Origin of the sequence: Enterococcus sp. MSG3299, assembly GCF_050555765.1 — a bacterium.
In the GTDB taxonomy this organism is placed as follows: domain Bacteria; phylum Bacillota; class Bacilli; order Lactobacillales; family Enterococcaceae; genus Enterococcus; species Enterococcus faecalis.
On sequence record NZ_CP187869.1, the window covers coordinates 1173771 to 1193686 of the forward strand.

General features: G+C 37.2%; 18 protein-coding genes. 11 read left to right on the forward strand and 7 right to left on the reverse strand.

Annotated features, from left to right (window positions below; translation table 11 throughout):
* Positions 1 to 4: 4 nt before the first annotated feature.
* Both dhaL and IGL23_RS05825 read left to right on the forward strand, forming a co-directional pair.
* Positions 5 to 607 (forward strand): dihydroxyacetone kinase subunit DhaL, encoded by a 603-nt coding sequence (dhaL, locus tag IGL23_RS05820; protein WP_033595270.1) that lies wholly within the window; start codon positions 5 to 7, stop codon positions 605 to 607.
* A gap of 123 nt (positions 608 to 730) precedes the next feature.
* Positions 731 to 1513: a hypothetical protein gene (locus IGL23_RS05825; RefSeq protein WP_033595268.1), complete on the forward strand. Its 783-nt coding sequence runs from the start codon at positions 731 to 733 to the stop codon at positions 1511 to 1513.
* Between the two features lie 72 nt (positions 1514 to 1585).
* Here the strand turns inward: IGL23_RS05825 and IGL23_RS05830 are convergent, their stop codons facing one another.
* A complete protein-coding gene (locus IGL23_RS05830) occupies positions 1586 to 2737 on the reverse strand; it encodes a hydroxymethylglutaryl-CoA synthase (RefSeq protein ID WP_002361740.1) in 1152 nt (383 codons plus the stop codon).
* A gap of 185 nt (positions 2738 to 2922) precedes the next feature.
* On the opposite strand from IGL23_RS05830, the gene IGL23_RS05835 reads away from it, so the two are divergent.
* Complete coding sequence (locus IGL23_RS05835) at positions 2923 to 5334, forward strand: hydroxymethylglutaryl-CoA reductase, degradative (RefSeq protein WP_010712394.1); 2412 nt, start codon at positions 2923 to 2925, stop codon at positions 5332 to 5334.
* 19 nt (positions 5335 to 5353) lie between these two features.
* Here the strand turns inward: IGL23_RS05835 and IGL23_RS05840 are convergent, their stop codons facing one another.
* The 5 genes from IGL23_RS05840 to IGL23_RS05860 all read right to left on the reverse strand — a co-directional run bounded on the left by IGL23_RS05840 (position 5354) and on the right by IGL23_RS05860 (position 10092).
* The gene (locus IGL23_RS05840; RefSeq protein WP_002357754.1) at positions 5354 to 6406 is read right to left on the reverse strand and encodes an AI-2E family transporter; all 1053 of its coding nucleotides are present in this window, start codon (positions 6404 to 6406) and stop codon (positions 5354 to 5356) included.
* Positions 6407 to 6422: 16 nt separating this feature from the next.
* Positions 6423 to 7628, reverse strand: coding sequence for a YdcF family protein (locus IGL23_RS05845; RefSeq protein ID WP_002382277.1), 1206 nt, complete (start codon positions 7626 to 7628; stop codon positions 6423 to 6425).
* A 155-nt stretch (positions 7629 to 7783) separates the two neighbouring features.
* Positions 7784 to 7984, reverse strand: coding sequence for a cold-shock protein (locus IGL23_RS05850; protein ID WP_002357750.1), 201 nt, complete (start codon positions 7982 to 7984; stop codon positions 7784 to 7786).
* Positions 7985 to 8281: 297 nt separating this feature from the next.
* On the reverse strand, positions 8282 to 9403 hold the full coding sequence (locus IGL23_RS05855) for a hypothetical protein (protein ID WP_002357749.1): 1122 nt from the start codon (positions 9401 to 9403) through the stop codon (positions 8282 to 8284).
* Between the two features lie 338 nt (positions 9404 to 9741).
* A complete protein-coding gene (locus IGL23_RS05860) occupies positions 9742 to 10092 on the reverse strand; it encodes a helix-turn-helix domain-containing protein (RefSeq protein WP_002357747.1) in 351 nt (116 codons plus the stop codon).
* 191 nt (positions 10093 to 10283) lie between these two features.
* Between IGL23_RS05860 and IGL23_RS05865 the strand changes: the two genes are divergently transcribed.
* The 5 genes from IGL23_RS05865 (at position 10284) to IGL23_RS05885 (ending at position 15344) form a co-directional block, all read left to right on the forward strand.
* Positions 10284 to 11717: an MFS transporter gene (locus IGL23_RS05865; RefSeq protein WP_002369482.1), complete on the forward strand. Its 1434-nt coding sequence runs from the start codon at positions 10284 to 10286 to the stop codon at positions 11715 to 11717.
* Between the two features lie 204 nt (positions 11718 to 11921).
* Positions 11922 to 12596, forward strand: coding sequence for a metal-dependent hydrolase (locus IGL23_RS05870; protein ID WP_033595266.1), 675 nt, complete (start codon positions 11922 to 11924; stop codon positions 12594 to 12596).
* Positions 12597 to 12605: 9 nt separating this feature from the next.
* Positions 12606 to 13925: a DRTGG domain-containing protein gene (locus tag IGL23_RS05875; RefSeq protein WP_002357743.1), complete on the forward strand. Its 1320-nt coding sequence runs from the start codon at positions 12606 to 12608 to the stop codon at positions 13923 to 13925.
* A 13-nt stretch (positions 13926 to 13938) separates the two neighbouring features.
* Complete coding sequence (locus IGL23_RS05880) at positions 13939 to 14892, forward strand: DHH family phosphoesterase (protein WP_033595264.1); 954 nt, start codon at positions 13939 to 13941, stop codon at positions 14890 to 14892.
* Between the two features lie 113 nt (positions 14893 to 15005).
* Positions 15006 to 15344 carry a zinc ribbon domain-containing protein YjdM gene (locus IGL23_RS05885; RefSeq protein ID WP_002357741.1) on the forward strand — a complete coding sequence of 113 codons (339 nt, stop codon included), beginning with the start codon at positions 15006 to 15008 and terminating at the stop codon, positions 15342 to 15344.
* A 60-nt stretch (positions 15345 to 15404) separates the two neighbouring features.
* Here IGL23_RS05885 and IGL23_RS05890 read toward each other — a convergent pair whose 3' ends face one another.
* A complete protein-coding gene (locus tag IGL23_RS05890; protein WP_002382283.1) occupies positions 15405 to 15803 on the reverse strand; it encodes a hypothetical protein in 399 nt (132 codons plus the stop codon).
* 55 nt (positions 15804 to 15858) lie between these two features.
* Here IGL23_RS05890 and IGL23_RS05895 point away from each other — a divergent pair, with 55 nt between their 5' ends.
* The 3 genes from IGL23_RS05895 (at position 15859) to IGL23_RS05905 (ending at position 19682) form a co-directional block, all read left to right on the forward strand.
* On the forward strand, positions 15859 to 17040 hold the full coding sequence (locus IGL23_RS05895) for a VanZ family protein (protein WP_033595262.1): 1182 nt from the start codon (positions 15859 to 15861) through the stop codon (positions 17038 to 17040).
* Between the two features lie 53 nt (positions 17041 to 17093).
* The gene (locus tag IGL23_RS05900) at positions 17094 to 18452 is read left to right on the forward strand and encodes a DEAD/DEAH box helicase (protein WP_002385937.1); all 1359 of its coding nucleotides are present in this window, start codon (positions 17094 to 17096) and stop codon (positions 18450 to 18452) included.
* Between the two features lie 546 nt (positions 18453 to 18998).
* Positions 18999 to 19682, forward strand: coding sequence for a helix-turn-helix domain-containing protein (locus tag IGL23_RS05905; RefSeq protein WP_050443332.1), 684 nt, complete (start codon positions 18999 to 19001; stop codon positions 19680 to 19682).
* Positions 19683 to 19916: the final 234 nt, after the last annotated feature.

Sequence of the window (19916 nt, forward strand, 5' to 3'; positions counted from 1 at the left end):
AAAGATGGAATTAACAGTAAAAGATATTCAAACATGGTTAGACAATTATTCAAAAGTTATTGAAGAAAAAAAAGACTATTTAAGTGAATTAGACACGCCGATTGGTGATGGGGATCACGGTAACAACATGGCTCGTGGTATGGCTGAATACAAAATTGCGTTTGACAAAAAAGTACCAACAACAATCACGGAGACATTTAAAGTCCTATCCATGGCTTTGATTTCAAAAGTTGGCGGAGCTTCTGGTCCTTTATATGGTACTGCGTTTATGAATATGACTAAAGCGACAAAAGATTTGGAAACCATCAGTTCGCTAGAGCAATTAAAAGAAATTGTTCAGCAAGGTCTAGCTGGGATTCAGATGCGCGGCAAAGCTGAACCAGGAGATAAAACGATGGTTGATGTCTGGTCACCTGTTGCTGAAGTAATTGGAACGGAACAATTTAATGAAGAAAAAATTGAACAATTTGCTGAAGCAACAAAAGATTGGGTGGCGAAAAAAGGACGTGCCTCTTATTTAGGGGAACGAGCAATTGGTCATATTGATCCAGGAGCAGCATCTAGTGCATTATTATTTGAAGAACTAGTCAAAGTAATCAATCAATAACAGTGAGAAAAAAGTTTAGCAAGTGCCTCTCTTGAAGCGCTTGCTAAACTTTTTTATAAATAATGGTTTCTTTTGTTCATGTATGGGATAATTTAAGTAACAAAAAATAACAAAGATAAACAAATGGGGGATTTAAAGATGAAAAAGCATGTGATTGTGGGATGTTTATTAATCGTTAGCTCAATGTTTGTAAGTGCTTGTGGAAGTTCGTCAGACGTGACCACGGAAAAAACCAGTGTCACAAAACAAGTCGAAGCTACGGGACAAAGCACATCCTCTTCTGTAGACCAAACCAAGTATGATGCCATTATTACAGAAGCTAAAAAGTTAACGGCAGAGAGGCAATATAAAGAATCAGAAGAAAAATTAGCTACGATCCCTGTTAGCGATTTAGGGAAACCTCATTATTCAATCGTTAAAGAAACGGTTGAGAAACTAAATAATCAAAATAATGAAGGCTTAAAAAGACAAGAAGAAGTCGCGGTTGAAAAGCAAACGAAGTCGAGTCCGGCACCAACGGAATCACTTAAACCAATTCCAGATGAGTTTGCTAAATGGGCAACCACGTATCTTTTTTATTATCCACGAGGAGATCAAAAGCAAGCGGGGTTAATCATTGAAGCGAATGGAGCGGTCACGCAGACGAATACGAATGGCGAAATTTACACAGGAAAAGCCGAAATAAGTGGAGCTTCGGGCACTATTTTAAGTTATGATACGACTAGTTATCGCCCGACGACCCAACCAGCTACAAAATCGATTACTCCAAATGTTAAAATCACTGTTACTTGGAACAATGGCGGCGGTGTTGATGTTTATTATGGCTACGTTTCTTATTCACAACGTTTAGCTTTGACAGATGGTATCGCCGTGACAGACGGGGTCAAAGAAGTTTGGCTTTCATAAAAAGAGCTAGACATTCAAGCAAAAACTTGAATGTCTAGCTCTTTTGTTGATTGAATCGGGGGATATAAATACTTAGTTTCGATAAGAACGAACGGTATTGTTAATAGCGGAAATACTATATTTTAATTCATCTTCTAACGTTTGATCAATGTCTGTGTCTAAAGTTTCTGCAAACATGGCTTCATATTCAGCGATAGAAAGTTCTGTCCGATTATCCAGCAGTGCTAAATGAGTTTCTTTTTGTAAATGATTTTGATAACCAGCTACTAATTCACCAGTGAAAAATTCAGCGACAGCACCAGAACCATAACTGAATAACCCAATTTGATTGCCTGCGGTTAAAGTCGTTGCATTTTCTAAAAGGGAAATGAGTCCCAGATAAAGTGAACCCGTATACAAGTTTCCTACGCGACGACTATAGACGATGCTTTCTTCATAACGAGCTAAAATTCGTTCCTGTTCTGCTTCAGTTTGGTCGGAGATTTTTGCTAATAAGGCTTTTTTGCCCATTTTTGTGTAAGGAATATGGAACGCTAAAGCATCATAATCTGCAAAATCAAGACCGGTTCGTTTTTTATGTTCATCCCAGACTTGGGCAAAAGATTGGATGTAGGTTTCGTTTGACAAAGGACCATCGACCATAGGATACGGATGGCCTGTTGGACGCCAAAAGTCATAGATATCTTGCGTCAGCATCACATTATCCTCTTTTAAAGCCAAGATGCGCGGTTCACTAGCAACTAACATTGCAACCGCCCCAGCTCCTTGTGTAGGCTCACCGCCAGAATTTAAGCCATATTTTGCAATATCTGCCGCTACAACCAAGACTTTTTTATCTGGATGCAAGGCGACGTGATTCTTAGCTAACTGTAAGCCTGCTGTTGCTCCGTAACAAGCTTCCTTGATTTCGAAAGAGCGAGCGAAAGGTTGAATCCCCATTAAACGATGTAAGACAACTGCGGCCGCTTTTGACTCATCGATACTGGACTCAGTCCCGACAATCACCATATCAATGGCCTCTTTATCTTCTTTGGTCAAGATCGCTTCTGCGGCATTGGCTGCAAATGTCACAATATCTTGGCTGATTGGGTTCACCGCCATTTGGTCTTGCCCAATACCAATATGAAATTTTCCAGGGTCTACATTTCTGGCTTCAGCCAGTGCCGTCATATCAATATAATAAGGGGGCACAAAAAAACTAATTTTATCAATCCCAATTGTCATTTCTTTAACTCCTTTACGATAAATAGATTCATTATATAAAATAGCACGAAATGAACCAAAATGGGGAATTTTTGTATTAACTTCATAGATTATTAAAAAATATCTTATAAGTCTGTTAACATTCAGTAATTGGCACTTGTGATTCTGGGATTTTATGATATATTTCAAGATGGAGGTGCATTTAGTTGAAAACAGTAGTTATTATTGATGCATTACGAACACCAATTGGAAAATATAAAGGCAGCTTAAGTCAAGTAAGTGCCGTAGACTTAGGAACACATGTTACAACACAACTTTTAAAAAGACATTCCACTATTTCTGAAGAAATTGATCAAGTAATCTTTGGAAATGTTTTACAAGCTGGAAATGGGCAAAATCCCGCACGACAAATAGCAATAAACAGCGGTTTGTCTCATGAAATTCCCGCAATGACGGTTAATGAGGTCTGCGGATCAGGAATGAAGGCCGTTATTTTGGCGAAACAATTGATTCAATTAGGAGAAGCGGAAGTTTTAATTGCTGGCGGGATTGAGAATATGTCCCAAGCACCTAAATTACAACGATTTAATTACGAAACAGAAAGCTACGATGCGCCTTTTTCTAGTATGATGTACGATGGGTTAACGGATGCCTTTAGTGGTCAAGCAATGGGCTTAACTGCTGAAAATGTGGCCGAAAAGTATCATGTAACTAGAGAAGAGCAAGATCAATTTTCTGTACATTCACAATTAAAAGCAGCTCAAGCACAAGCAGAAGGGATATTCGCTGACGAAATAGCCCCATTAGAAGTGTCAGGAACGCTTGTGGAGAAAGATGAAGGGATTCGCCCTAATTCGAGCGTTGAGAAGCTAGGAACGCTTAAAACAGTTTTTAAAGAAGACGGTACTGTAACAGCAGGGAATGCATCAACCATTAATGATGGGGCTTCTGCTTTGATTATTGCTTCACAAGAATATGCCGAAGCACACGGTCTTCCTTATTTAGCTATTATTCGAGACAGTGTGGAAGTCGGTATTGATCCAGCCTATATGGGAATTTCGCCGATTAAAGCCATTCAAAAACTGTTAACGCGGAATCAACTTACTACGGAAGAAATTGATCTGTATGAAATCAACGAAGCTTTTGCAGCAACTTCAATTGTGGTCCAAAGAGAGCTGGCTTTACCAGAGGAGAAGGTTAACATTTATGGTGGCGGTATTTCATTAGGTCATGCGATTGGTGCCACAGGTGCTCGTTTATTAACAAGTTTAAGTTATCAATTAAATCAAAAAGAAAAGAAATATGGAGTGGCTTCTTTATGTATCGGCGGTGGCTTAGGACTCGCTATGCTACTAGAGAGACCTCAGCAAAAAAAAAACAGCCGATTTTATCAAATGAGTCCTGAGGAACGCCTGGCTTCTCTTCTTAATGAAGGCCAGATTTCTGCTGATACAAAAAAAGAATTTGAAAATACGGCTTTATCTTCGCAGATTGCCAATCATATGATTGAAAATCAAATCAGTGAAACAGAAGTGCCGATGGGCGTTGGCTTACATTTAACAGTGGACGAAACTGATTATTTGGTACCAATGGCGACAGAAGAGCCCTCAGTGATTGCGGCTTTGAGTAATGGTGCAAAAATAGCACAAGGATTTAAAACAGTGAATCAACAACGTTTAATGCGTGGACAAATCGTTTTTTACGATGTTGCAGATCCCGAGTCATTGATTGATAAACTACAAGTAAGAGAAGCGGAAATTTTTCAACAAGCAGAGTTAAGTTATCCATCTATCGTTAAACGCGGCGGCGGCTTAAGAGATTTGCAGTATCGTGCTTTTGATGAATCATTTGTATCTGTCGACTTTTTAGTAGATGTTAAGGATGCAATGGGGGCAAATATCGTTAACGCTATGTTGGAAGGTGTGGCCGAGTTGTTCCGTGAATGGTTTGCGGAGCAAAAGATTTTATTCAGTATTTTAAGTAATTACGCAACGGAGTCGGTTGTTACGATGAAAACGGCTATTCCAGTTTCACGTTTAAGTAAGGGGATCAATGGCCGGGAAATTGCTGAAAAAATTGTTTTAGCTTCACGCTATGCTTCATTAGATCCTTATCGGGCAGTCACGCATAACAAAGGAATCATGAATGGCATTGAAGCTGTAGTTTTAGCTACAGGAAATGATACACGCGCTGTTAGCGCTTCTTGTCATGCTTTTGCGGTGAAGGAAGGTCGCTACCAAGGTTTGACTAGTTGGACGCTGGATGGCGAACAACTAATTGGTGAAATTTCAGTTCCGCTTGCTTTAGCCACGGTTGGCGGTGCCACAAAAGTCTTACCTAAATCTCAAGCAGCCGCTGATTTGTTAGCAGTGACGGATGCAAAAGAACTAAGTCGAGTAGTAGCGGCTGTTGGTTTGGCCCAAAATTTAGCGGCGTTACGGGCCTTAGTCTCTGAAGGAATTCAAAAAGGACACATGGCTCTACAAGCACGTTCTTTAGCGATGACGGTCGGAGCTACTGGTAAAGAAGTTGAGGCAGTCGCTCAACAATTAAAACGTCAAAAAACGATGAACCAAGACCGAGCCTTGGCTATTTTAAATGATTTAAGAAAACAATAAAAAAACAGTTCAGCAGAAATTATTCTGCTGAACTATTTTTTTTCACATTAGGTAGCCGTTTCAGGCCACGAATCGGTTTTACTTTTAAGACGTCTAAGAAGAAAGTGAACACAGGGATTCCTACAATAAGTCCCCATACACCAAAGAGACGCTCACTAACTAATAAAATGACAAACGTATAAAAGATTGGTAACTCTGTTTTACTAGACATGAATTTAGGATTTAGCACGTAAGATTCAAATAAATGGACGATTGTAATTAAAGCTAAGATATAAATCACATCGTTCAAGCCACCTTGGGAATAAGCGATGAAACTTAGCGGAATGCAGGAAATAATCACACCAGCAACTGGGACTAAGCTCAAAATGAAGATCATAATAGCTAAACTAGGTAGCTGAGTAAAGCCGATTATCGCCAAGGCCAAGGTAGTAATGACTGTATTCACCACAGCAATGAAAAACTGAGCTTCCATTACGACACCAAATGTGTTGACAAACTTGTTGGCAAAATAATAGATATCCTGAAAAAACCAATCAAAATCACTTTTTAAAAATAACTTAGAAAAATCGGCCATTTGCTTCTTCTCAATCATAAAGAAGAAACTTAAAATAAAGGACATGACAAATGATAAACCGACAGCGCCAATATCTTGAATGTAGCGCAAAATCATTGAAGCACCATTCTGGAGTTGAGAGAGTAAGTTAGATTTTTCCAAGTATTGATCAATAAATTGCAATACTTGATTTGTATCTGTATGTGGACTTTGATAAAAATCAACTACAGAATTAATCATTTGAGTCGTTTGGTTAACTAGAACGGGAACATATTTAGTAATCGCTAAATAGATTAGAAAAACAACCAATGCATAGGTTAAGAGAACGATGACAATCGTCGGGATTTTCATATAGCGTTGAACAAAATGGACCAAACGAACAGCTAAATAGGTAAAGATAAATGTTAAAAGAATTGTTGTAATCATACTTCTGGATAAATAAAGCACAAAAATAATCAAAGCAAGGACGCAAAAACGTCGCAAACGTTCATTTTGAATAAATTTTTGATACAAACTCATAGGGGAAACTCCTTCTTTACTGAATAATCAATCCTGTTAAGAATAACATAACCATACCGATGGCAGCTAGGCCGCAAACAATAATATGGCGGCGTTTGTACATCACTACAATGGCGATGAACTCTCGAATAAACGCGTTAGGTAAAAAATAAAAAGCGGTTTTTGCACCAATGCCGTCAGCTTTTAAGCCAGCCATTCGAGCGAAAAGACCCGCTCGGAAAAGGTGATAATTGTTTGTAGTAAAAATGGCTTGGAAATTAGCATTTCCAAAATCCTCAATCATTGTTTCTTTGGAAAAACGCATATTTTCTAGTGTGTTTTTTGAATGAGCTTCTACTAAAATATCATCATCAGGAATACCTTGTGTCAAAGCATACATTTTCATTGCGACACTTTCAGGAAGTAATTCATCGGGACCTTGGCCACCAGACATGACGATTTTTGGTGGATTTAACGTTGCGCGATTTTGAGCCTTGTAAAATTGAATGGCTTTGTTGATACGGGCTTGCAATAACGGCGGCACAATCTCACCATTGATTAACCCCGAACCTAACACAACAATATAATCCTGTGTATATTTTGGCTGATTAAATTGATACAACGTAGAAACAGTTAAAAAATTATAAAAAACAAACGCGAAATAAGTCAAAATAAATGGCGCAATAGTTAATGGTAAGGAGAGCCACGTTGGTAACAACGATTGAAAAAAGAAATTATAAATTAATAGTAATGTTAAGCCAATTGCCAGCAACAACGTCAACAAGTTCCCTAGAGACCGACCTTCTTTTCTCATAACAACGACCGCATTCCAATAGAGGAAAATAATTAAGGCATAGAGTCCTAAAGCCAAAGCGATAAAAATTGCCAGCAGGGCAATAATTGCTAAGGTGATTAGAAAGTAGTTGTTTGTACGAATCGCAGTAATCCCTAAATAAGTCGCTAGAACCACAAGAAAAATATTAAATAATGTTCCATTCAGTAAACGCCTTTTTTCTTTGAAGTAGAAGAGCGCAAACAAGCCAAAAAAAGCAATGGGAATTAAAAAGAAGGCTGTGCCACGAATGATTTCTAAATATAAAACATATGAGAAGAACATAAAGACGGTCCAGCCAAACATCCACGGCAACCAATCGTGTTCTTTTTTCTTTTTCCGCCACGAGGGAATGAAAAAGAGACCCAATAAATAAACACCTAAAAAGGTTAAATCACCATAAAATTGCATAAATAAACTCCTTTAAAACATTTTTCCTCTTCAGTATAACGAAAACTCTTCAAAAAAAATAGAGGAAGCACTTAGTTTCAGAAAGTTTTCTTGTTCTTTTTTTTATAAAAAAAACCTGACGATTAACGTCAGGTTTTTGAGTCAGTATTGTTTAATTAAGCTTTAGTAACGTTAGTTGCTTGAGGGCCACGTTGACCTTCTTCGATTTCGAAAGTTACTGCTTGACCTTCTTCTAAAGTTTTAAAGCCGTCACCTTGGATAGCTGAGAAATGTACGAATACATCGTTTCCGTTTTCTGCAGTGATGAAGCCAAAGCCTTTGTCTGAGTTAAACCATTTTACTGTACCTGTTTCCATAATAAATATCCTCCTAGATGTGTGTTATAACACATTCATATTTTGCAATTACTTGAAAGGTGAAAAATGTGGAAGATGTTTATTTGAAACAGCTACCCATATTACCGAACAAAAACTACATCTATTACTATAGCATACTAACTGGTTTTTGTATAGCGATAACCTTATTTTCTTTTTTATCGGATGTTTTTTAAAAACTAGAAAGTGAAGATAAGGCTGTTATAGTGCTGTTTCAATAAGTCTCAGAAAAAAAGCCCATTGTAAGGCGCTTTCTTACAATGGGCTTTTTGCCTGTTTTTAATAACGGAGGATAGCCGCTAAAGACTTTTCATCTGGTGCAGCTTTTTGGTCTAAAACAAAAACTTGACCGCCGTTTTGAATGACTTGGTAAGCAATGGTGTTTAAAAGTTTGCGGCGATCGTACTCTTCAGATGACATTTCATTGTTTTCAGTAACAAAGAGTGACGTTGCAATAAAAAGATGGGAAATTTTACCGTCAGCTGCCGCTGGCGAAATATCTGTAAATTGATCTAAGAATTTACGATCTAGTAATTTGTTATAAGAAGCTGTTTCTTTTTCTGTTAACTCTGCAGCTATTTTTTCACTAGCGCTGCGGATATCTTGAATGGTTGCTTGTGCAGGTGAAGCAGCAACTGAAATTGAGCAATCATAATAAGGGTTTTTAGCAATCTTTTTAAAGAGTGTTTGGTTTTCTGGTAAAGCATAAAGATAAAGCGGTAATTTTTCAGGATTATCCAGTTGATCTTTTAAGAAAGTATCGACTGCTTGATAGTAGTTCACCCAATCAATTTCAACTTCTTTATCTTTAGTATTGATGCTATGATAAGCGACACCTTCTTTAGAACCGTTAGAACTACCTTGAGTTGAAAAGTTTAAATTACCACCCGTTAATTCATCACCTAAAGCTGTGACCACGTCTGTTGGCGCGTCTTTAGGCAATTCAACAGGAGTCACAGTCGTATGATCAACCTTGTAAAGTTTCATTGAATCGCGATTTAGAGCAAGTAGGTAATAATGGTAGTTAAATTGTTTGTCTTTGACTAGTCCAAGTAAATAAGGGATCGTGTCCACGTAATATTGATCGTCAACGGGCACATCTAATCGTTGAACAAAGGTGTTTTCTGGAGATAAGATGATTGAAACACTTGCTGTGCCGTTGCGCCAGAAGGAAGCATCAGCTAGAAGTGCGTCAATTTTTTCTTGGAAAACAGCCCATTTTTCCTCAGGAAATTTTTTTTCAAAGCGTGTTTTTGCCGCTTTTGCAAAATTTTTCAAAACAAGCGAATCTTTTTCTACGTTTTGATGAGCGACATGGGTGTTAAACAAGAAAGTAACAAACGGTCCATGAACTTCTTCAGAAAATAATGTTGATAAGCTATCTTTTTTTTGATTTGCCATAATAAAATCCCCCTTCTAAAAGTAAGTGTAGCACAGGAAATCGAATGTTTAAAACAATATGTTCAATAAAAGAAAACGCTTTAAAGAATCTAAATAAAGGACTGTTAATGGTGTTCTAATAAAAGTTTTATAAAAAATATAGCTGAAACTCATGATAAAAAAGGCACAAACTACTATACTTACGTTATGCCAATTATCCCGAATTGGTTTTTTCATACTTACTCCTACCAAGAGTAAATAACAACCTTCATTTCCACCACAGACGACGGTCGTGGTGGTTTTTTTTGTTTAGGTGCTAGTTTTTTTGCTATCAATTGACTAGGAGAAGTGAACGTTCTTTAAGAATTTGTCATTTCAAATTTACGGAACCGCAAGAAACGATTTGCTTCTTCCTCTAACTGAGTAATTTCTTCTTCTGTTAACTCTTCCGTAGTAATGTGAATATGTAACTCTTTTTGTGTGCTTGTCATAGGTGCCTGATGATTGATCTCTGTTTGTTGGGTGCGGCCCATTAAATAGTCCAAGGAAACAGAAAAATAGTCTGCTATTTTTAAAAGATTCTCTACTTTAGGCGAAGAGGTATCCCAACGACGAATTTGTCCATTGGAAATGCCGACGTTTCTTTCTAATTGGGCGAGGGTTAATTGCTTTGACTGAGCTAGTTGTTTAATGCGAGAAATTAAGGTCATTTCAAGTCCTCCTTGCGTTTTCCGTTTGCTAATTTTAAATTAGCGTAAAAGCGAATGGTTGTCAATTGCGAGCGTGTAATAAGAAGGTGAACATCTCATGAGTGATTTTTTAGAAAATTTCCGATGAAAAAAAGAAGAAATAGAGTTATTATTAGTAAGTAAACTGTTTTGGAGCGAGAGGGGATGAATCAATGGAGAAAATTAAAAGTTACCAAGAGGATTCTGAAGTGCAGAAAAATCGTTGGTGGATTTTAGTTTCTGTGGCTATGTTTACCTTCATGTCTACATTAGATTCCAGCATTGTAAATATTGCTTTACCGACTATTTCAAAAGAAATGTCCGTACCCATGAATCAAGCGGAATGGGTCGTATCTATTTATTTAATGGTTGTCTGTGCTTGTTTATTATTATTTGGAAAAATTGGCGACAGTTTTGGAAAAATAAAAGTTTATCGAATTGGCACGGTTATTTTTACGATTGGTTCATTACTTTGTGGCTTTAATCAATCGCTGAGTTTTCTATTATTTGCGCGAGTCGTTCAAAGTATTGGTGCTAGCATGACCATGGCGACCAATTCAGGAATTATTACGGAAGTATTCCCTTTAAATGAAAGAGGGCGGGCGCTTGGTGCAGTAGGTGCCTTTGTCTCTTTAGGCGCGATTGCTGGTCCTGGGATTGGTGGATTGATCTTATCAAACTTTTCTTGGTCGTATATTTTTTGGATTAATGTTCCTGTGGGGCTAGTTACAATTTTAATTGGCGAAAAGTTTCTACCAAAAGATATTACAAAAACAAAAGAAAAAATCGATTTTCCAGGATTTGCTTGTATTGCCATTGCGATTATGACGTTCTTCGGCGGGATTTTCCTCGGACAAGAGAGCGGGTTTGGCTCGTTACAATCCTATTTATTGTTCATTATTGCAGTAATCGCATTAGGATTATTTATAATGGTTGAACGGAAAAGAAAAAGCCCACTTATCAAGTTCGCAATTTTTAAAAACAAAATTTTTACTTTAAGTTTATTGTCCGCCGTTTTAATTTTTGCCTCAAACTTTTTTGTAAATGTTGTCATTCCATTTTATTTGCAGGATGCACGCAAACTAAGTGCTAGTTATGCTGGTCTATTAATGATGGTATTTCCGTTATTAATGGTGGTTGGGGCTCCTCTGAGTGGCTATTTGACGGATAAAATTGGCCCAGGTATTTTAACATTTGGCGGATTGTTGCTCTTGTGCTGTACGTCGTTAATGTATATGTTTTTAGATATGAATTCGCCTATCTGGTATTATGTGATTGCAACAGCCATTATGGGCTTGGGAAATGCACTTTTCCAGTCTCCAAACAATACAATGGTTATGAGCAGTGTTGAAAAGCAAGATTTAGGTGTAGCAGGAAGTATGAATTCTTTTGCTAGAAACTTAGGAATGGTCATTGGGATTGCGTTGTCAACGACCATTTTATATCGTGGCATGAGTGAAGCTTATGGTGAACGAGTAACCACGTATCTGGCTAATCGCCCAGATATATTTATTGTGGGAATGCGTGAAACCTTTTTTGTCGCCTTTCTATTATGTGTGGCGGCCTTTATATTAACGATTTTACGTTTTCGGAAAACAACCAAATAAGTAAAAAGAAGCAGACGAGAAAGATTCATGATTTTTCTCGTCTGTTTCTTTACTAGCTAAGAAAATAAGCAAATGCGATTGTATATTTCTAATTCTCTGTTACAATAAAGAAAGTAAACTGTACTAAACTGTACTACTTTTAAGAATGAATTTGACGATTAATTATCATAAGATTGTGTAGAAAATACCGTAGGAGGAATACAAATGGAACTGATAGGACATGGACATTCCTGTATTGAAATTCGTCTAAACGACGGCACGAACCTTTTATTTGATCCTTTTATTAATGGCAACCCTTTAGCGGGCGTTTCACTTGAAGATTTACACCCTGATTACATCTTAATCACCCACGGACACAGCGATCATATTGGCGATATGCTAGCAATTGCTCAAGCCAACAAGGCAACGATTATTGCGATAGCTGAAGTGGCTACGTATGCACAGTCGCAAGGGGTAAAAGCGCATGGAATGAATCTAGGCGGGCGTTATGTCTTTCCTTTTGGTTCGGTTAAATTTGTGCCAGCTTTGCATAGTTCCGGTTATGAAATAGACGGCGTAATGACCTACATGGGCGAAGCAAGTGGGATTATTTTAGAAGCAGAAGATAAAAAAATTTATCACGCTGGTGATACGGCGTTGTTTTCAGATATGCGCCTTTTTGCAAAAGACAAATCCATTGATGTAGCGTTCTTACCAATTGGCGATAATTACACGATGGGACCAGAGGATGCGCTAGAAGCAGTCTCTTACTTAAATCCCGAAATAACAATTCCAATTCATTACAATACCTTTCCTGTTATCCAACAAAATCCAGCAATATTCGTAGAGCAAGTGGTTGGCGGGAAAGTATTAAACCCAGGAGAGACGATCCTAGTTTAGGAGGAAATTATGGCGACGAAACATGATCAAATTTTAAAACATATTGAAGAATTACCAATTGGCGATCGAATCTCTGTTCGAAGCATTGCCAAAAGTTTAAGTGTTAGTGAAGGAACAGCGTATCGGGCCATCAAAGATGCAGAAAATATTGGGCTTGTTTCCACCATTCAACGTGTTGGTACGATACGAATTGAGCGGAAGTTAAAAAAACATATTGAAAAATTAACATTTGGTGAAGTGGTCCGGATTATTGAAGGGGATGTGTTAGGCGGTAGCTCTGGTCTAGACAAAGTCCTTAATAAATTTGTAATTGGTGCAATGACAGAAACCGCAATGACGCGATATATTACTCCCGGATCCTTAATGATTGTTGGTAACCGCCAAGGCGTGCAAAAGCTTGCTTTAGAAAATGGGGCAGCCGTTTTAATTACAGGTGGATTTGAAACATCTGAAGAGATTGCACAGTTAGCAGATCGTCTGGGTATGCCTGTCTTGAGAACCACATATGATACATTTACTGTGGCTACTATGATTAACCGTGCCTTAAGTGATCAGTTGATTAAAAAAGATATTTTACTTGTCAGTGATATTTATACAGCGCTTGAAAAAACCAATTATTTGTTGACAACTCAGACGATTGCAGATTATCAGGCATTATCTGAAAGTACCCATCATTCTCGTTTCCCAGTAGTAAATAAGAAATTACGTTTAGTGGGGATTGTCACAGCCAAAGATGTCATTGGTAAAAGTGAACATTTAACCGTGGATAAAGTCATGACCAAGGATCCCAATGTTGTGAAAAAGATGATGAGTGTAGCAAGTGTTAGTCATCAAATGATTTGGGATGGTCTAGAAGTCATGCCGGTGGTGGAAGATGATTTAGCGCTTGTTGGGATTGTTTCTCGTCAAGATGTGATGAAAGCTATGCAATTGGTGCAACGACAACCACAAATTGCAGATACAATTTCAGATCAAATTTCCGGGGAAGTGATGCCTGTTGAAGAAAATGGCAAAGAAACAACCCGTTTCCGTTTTTCGGTTGCGCCCCAAATGGTTAACAGTGTTGGTACCATCTCGTTCGGTGTCCTAAGTGAAATTATTTCTAACGTGACACAACGGACAATGTTGATGAATCAAAAAAGAAATGTACTAATTGAACAAGTGAATCTACATTATTTGCGGCTAATCCAGTTGGAAAGTGAATTGGACATTCGTCCACGGATTTTAGAAATTGGTCGTCGCTCTGCAAAATTAGATATTGAAGTTTATTTAGAAAATGTCATTGTGGCAAAAGCAATTGTTGTTTGCCAAGTGATGGAGAGAACGTAGGAGGCTACAAAGAATGGACGTAGTAAAAGAAATTATGGCAGCAATTAAACAATATGAAACAATTATTATTCATAGACATCAAAGGCCCGACCCAGATGCGATTGGCTCACAGGTTGGATTAGCAGAACTCTTAAGAGCGAGCTTTCCTGAAAAAAATATTTATCAAGTAGGCGGACCAGTGGAAGGCTTAGAGTTTTTAGCTGAAATGGACGTTATTACTGACGATGTCTATCGAGGTGCATTAGTCATTGTAACAGATACTGCAAATGCTCCACGAATTAGTGATGCGCGTTTTTCTTTAGGCGATCAATTAATTAAAATCGATCATCATCCGAATGATGAACCTTATGGAGATTTAGTTTGGGTGAATACAAATGCAAGTAGTTGTAGTGAAATTATTGTTGATTTTTGGCAACAGCATTTAGCAGAATTAACGATGACAGATAATGCAGCTCGTTTATTGTATGCTGGGATTGTGGGGGATACAGGACGTTTTCTTTATCCTTCCACTTCGGCGCATACACTCGCTGTCGCTGCGCAATTGCGTACGTTTAACTTTAATGCCGCAGACTTAAATCGTGAGTTAGACCAAATGCCTTTAAAGGTTGCTAAATTAGCGGGTTATATTTATCAAAATTTAGAAATCGACGCAAATGGCGCTGCTCGTGTCGTTTTACCACAAAGTATTTTAAACAGTTATGATATTGTCGATTCTGAAACGGCAGCCATTGTTTCAATGCCAGGAAAAATTGAAGATGTTCTCTCATGGGCAATCTTTGTTGAACAGCCGGAAGGTTATTATCGCGTTCGGTTACGTTCCAAAGGACCAATCATTAATACAATTGCTAAAAAACATCATGGCGGCGGCCATCCTTTGGCAAGTGGCGCTAATGCAGGTGATGCGACTGAAATTGAAGTGATTTACCAAGAAATCCAAGCAGCTTGCCAAGAGTGGGCTCAAAAATAAATAAGTAATTAGAAAGTAGTTATCGGACGTTGATAAATCATTAGGACTACTTTTCATTCACTAGAAAATAAGGTAAAATGAAAAAGAATTATTTTTTACAAAGGAGAACGTTAATGACAGAGCAATTACCAAACTGCCCTGAATGTGGGTCGGCATATGCCTATGAAGATCGCGGATTATTTATTTGTCCAGAATGCGGTCATGAATGGTCACCAACAGAAGAAGTTGCAGAAGAAGGCTTAGTAGTCAAGGACTCAAATGGCAATCTTTTAGCGGATGGTGACAGTGTTACTGTAATCAAAGATTTGAAAGTTAAAGGTGCCAGTGGCGCAATTAAACAAGGCACAAAAGTGAAAAACATTCGTTTAGTGGAAGGCGATCATAACATCGACTGTAAGGTAGATGGCTTTGGTCCAATGAAGTTAAAATCAGAGTTTGTTAAGAAAAATTAAATTTCATTTGAATGATGAGACAGTAAGAGTCTAGGACACAACCATCGTCCTAGACTCTTACTAATGTTTATCGGTCTTGTATTTTATCATTGTACGAAGGCCGTGCCAAGCGTTGTAAAGTGTGAGGATTAACCCGATACCTAAAGGAATCCATAACCATTGCGGAGAATAAGCGGCATCTTTTAACGTTTCAGGGTTGATGGTCCATGATTCTTGCAATACTTGGAAACTAAAAACCATGAGAAATGTTGAAATAAGTAACAAAATAAACCGTAAATAATGAATCGTTGTTTGACGGTGAATCAGTGCAAAGAGTAAGTAGAGCACAAGTAAAAATAGCGGCACTCCAAACGCAAAATATGGCTGTAACATGAGAACGTCCTCCTTTTTCTTAATGATACTGCAAAGGAGAGGATTTGCAAAATAAAATTTATTGTTGGTACATTTTTTTAGAAACAAGTATAGTGTTATTGAGGCATTCATACTTGAAATTGTTTATCTTGGAGGAATTTTTATGGCAGTATATAGCGAACCAATTAAATGGGCAATCATTATTTTCCCGTTTCTAGCATTTTTTATTTCTGGGGCATTATTAATCTATGAATACCGCAAATATGGTTCCTTTGTTTGGACACGAGCAATGATTTTGTATTCATTTGTTTTTTATTTATTATGTGCCTATTTCTTGGTGATTTTACCGTTGCCTTCTCGGGCAGAGGTGGCTCAATACACAGGACCAACAATGGAACTGCGGCCTTTTCATTTTATTTCAGGGATTTTAAACGAAACTGTTTTTTCGCTCAAAGATCCTAGTACGTATTTGCCAGCATTAAAACAGCATGCCGTTTTAGAACCACTGTTTAATGTTTTATTAGTTTTACCTTTTGGTGTGTATTTACGGTATTATTTCAAATGTTCATTTTTAAAAACAGTTCTTGCGAGTTTTTTATTGTCATTATTTTTTGAATTAACACAGTTATCTGGCCTTTATTTTATTTATCCACGTTCGTATCGCTTGGCGGATGTCAATGATTTAATTAATAATACCGTCGGAGGCATGGTCGGTTATTGGTTGACGCCACTCTTTACCTTTTTATTGCCAACACGAGAAGAAATTGATGCCACCTCTTATGAAAAAGGGCAGACAGTTAGCCTGTTGAGACGTTTCTTTGCATGGGGGATTGATTGGTTGGTGATTGGCTTTGTGCAAGGCCTGCTCGTTTTTGGACTAAATTTCATTCCAGCTTATAAAAATTGGGCAACCAATTATCCGATTTTTTCAGATCGGATGTGGTTCTTTATCATGGTGTTTGCGGTCTTTATCGTCATGATGAAACTGACAAATGGTCAAACGTTAGGGAAAAAAGTTGTTCGCATTCGGGTGGTTGAAACAGGACATGAAAAAATTCGTTTAAAAGCCTTGTTTGTTCGCTACGGTTATTTGTATTTTGTGTATGGTTTAATTAGTATTTATCTAGCCAATGCCACTGATTTATTGAATTCTTCTAATCGGATGTTGCAAATGGTGTCACTGCTTCTGTATTTGTTCTGTTTAATTTTATATTTACTATTTTTGATCAACGTTTTTTTAACCTTGATTCGTAAAAAACGGCGTTTGTTTTATGAAAAAGCCAGCCACACTTATACAGTCAGTACATTAGAAGTTGCGAAAACAAAGGAATCAGCAGGTGAGTAAAAGTTGTTTTTGTGTTATAATGCCAAAGTGCATAAAGAATTTAACGAGAAGAGGTGAGGCAAGTGCCTTCATTTAAACAATTTCAATTTCAACCTTTTATCAACGAAGCACTCGCAGAAAAAGGGTTTGAAGAACCAACAGAAGTCCAAGAAAAATTAATCCCAATCATTAAGAAAGGGAAAAGTGTTATTGGACAATCGCAAACAGGAAGTGGAAAGACGCATACGTTTTTACTTCCATTAATGGATAAAGTTAAGCCAACTATCGACGAAGTACAAATTGTGATTACTGCGCCTAGTCGTGAATTAGCCAATCAAATTTATCAAGAAGCGCAGCAACTGGCTCGTTTCAGTCAACCAGAAATTCGAGTGTCAAATTTTGTTGGCGGAACAGATAAACAACGTCAATTAAATAAATTAAAGCATCAACAACCTCATGTGGTGATTGGTACACCAGGGCGGATTTTAGATATGATGAATGAACAAGCCTTGAAAGTGCATACGGCTTTTGCCTTTGTTGTCGATGAAGCAGACATGACATTAGATATGGGCTTTTTAGCAGAAGTCGATCAAATTGCTGGTCGTTTGCCAGAAAAATTACAAATGCTCGTTTTTTCTGCAACCATTCCAGAAAAATTACGACCATTTTTAAAAAAATATTTAGAAAATCCAGTGATTGAACATATCAAACCAAAAGCAGTTATTTCAGAAACAATTGACAATTGGTTGATTTCCACCAAAGGAAAAAACAGCAATCAAATAATTTATCAATTATTGACTATCGGACATCCTTATTTAGCGATTGTTTTTGCAAATACTAAACAAAGAGTTGATGAAATCACCGATTACTTAAAAGATCAGGGCCTAAAAGTTGCCAAAATTCATGGAGACATTACACCACGCGAAAGAAAACGTGTGATGCGTCAAGTTCAAAATCTTGACTACCAATATGTGGTAGCTACTGATTTAGCCGCACGTGGGATTGATATTGAAGGGGTTTCACATGTCATCAATGCAGAAGTTCCACATGAATTGGACTTCTTTATCCATCGGGTTGGCCGCACAGGACGTAATGGATTGAATGGGACTGCCATAACATTATATTCACCAGCAGATGATGAAGCGATTACTCAGATTGAGCAGTTAGGTGTTTCTTTCAAACCAAAAGAAATTAAAAATGGTGAGATTGTAGAGACGTATGATCGCAACCGTCGAACAAAACGAGAAAAATCTCGAGAAGAATTAGACCCAACGTTAATTGGTTTAGTGAAAAAGAAAAAGAAAAAAATTAAACCAGGATACAAGAAAAAAATTAATTGGGCAATTGAAGACAGCAATAAGAAAAAACGTAAAATTGAACGTCGTCAAAAAGATCGTTCTGCTAGAAAAGCAAAAAAGAATTCTTCTAACTAAAAACATTGTGGATTATAAAAAGTAAGGGACTAGAATCGTATAGATTCTAGTCCCTTACTTTTTATATGATAAATATTTAAGTCACTTTTAAAATAACTCTTTTTTAAAAGTAGTTATCGTTAAAAGTAGAGAAAATTACCGATTAATTGTAAAGATTTTTGTCGAAAACATCAAAATGTTAGTGTTAAACATCAACATTTTGATGTTTTCTCGAGAAAAAAATAATAAAATTACAGAATTTTTGGCGTGTTTTAGCAAAAAGTAGGAAGTTTCGGCACTTTTTTTGTTAAAAAATCAGCTTTATTAATTGATATTAAAGGAAATTCATTTTTTTTTACGGAGGATAAAAAAATTTTACACACAAAAAAAATCATTTTCTAATATAATATAAATAACCACCAAAATAAAGAATAAAGGAGCGAAGAGAGATGAAGATAAAAAGGTGTTTATTAACCAATCGATGGAGAAAACACGCGATTTGGTAACGTATTTTGATTGGTGCGTTTAGTTATTGGTAGCAGAAAGAGTTCTAGGAGGAAAGAAGAAATGAGAAGGATTTTGGTATTAACAAAGAACATTTTAGTTGAGCAAACATTTCAGCAGCAATTACAACATTTAAATTATGAAGTCTTTTGTACGAACTGCTGTGAAGAAACTATAGAACATGAGTTAACTTTTTTTAATTATTTTGATGCAATTGTATTAAGTGAAACACTATCTCAGAACGATTGCTTGAGATTATTAGGAAGTCTTTCATCGTTAGAGAAGCCGATTTATCGACGTTCACAATCGATGTGTAATAAACGTGAAGCAGAGATTTGGCAGGAAAGAGGTATTATCCGGTGGTTAGGCCTCAAAGATTCATTGGAAGATATTCGTGAAAAAATTGACACTGTCAATCAAAGTTTTGCCGAAGTCACAGCCGAGCTACTTGATGACCAAGTAAAAAAGATTCGCTTTACAAAAAACGAGCAACGCTTTTTAAAAATCTTGTATCAGCATGCCCACGAAGGGTTGGATCGTGATCAAATTTGTCGCTTGCTTTGGCAGAAAGAACCAGATGCTTCTACAAAATCGCAGCTGTCTTTCGTATGTAAACGAGTGAAACAAAAATTTAGTGATGCAGGTATGAACGAAGAGATTATTACAACCTCTTGGGGAAAAGGGTATCAAATAAATGAACAAATTTTGCCTTATTTAGAGCAAACGTTATTTGAAACAGCTCAGTAAGGAAAGATTCCTACGAAAACAATTGACTTTTTAGCAGATCTTTCTTATACTTTTGACTATAAGCTAAAGGATATGAGGAATCTTATTTTGATCACAGAAAGCCGTTCATTGCTGAGAGAAGGGCATCAGATAAATTTACTTGCTCCCTTTAGATGGACTTGATAGAAATATCAACGCGACTCTGCGTTATAGAGCTTAAGAGGTAATGATCCAACATCATTGCAATCAAGGTGG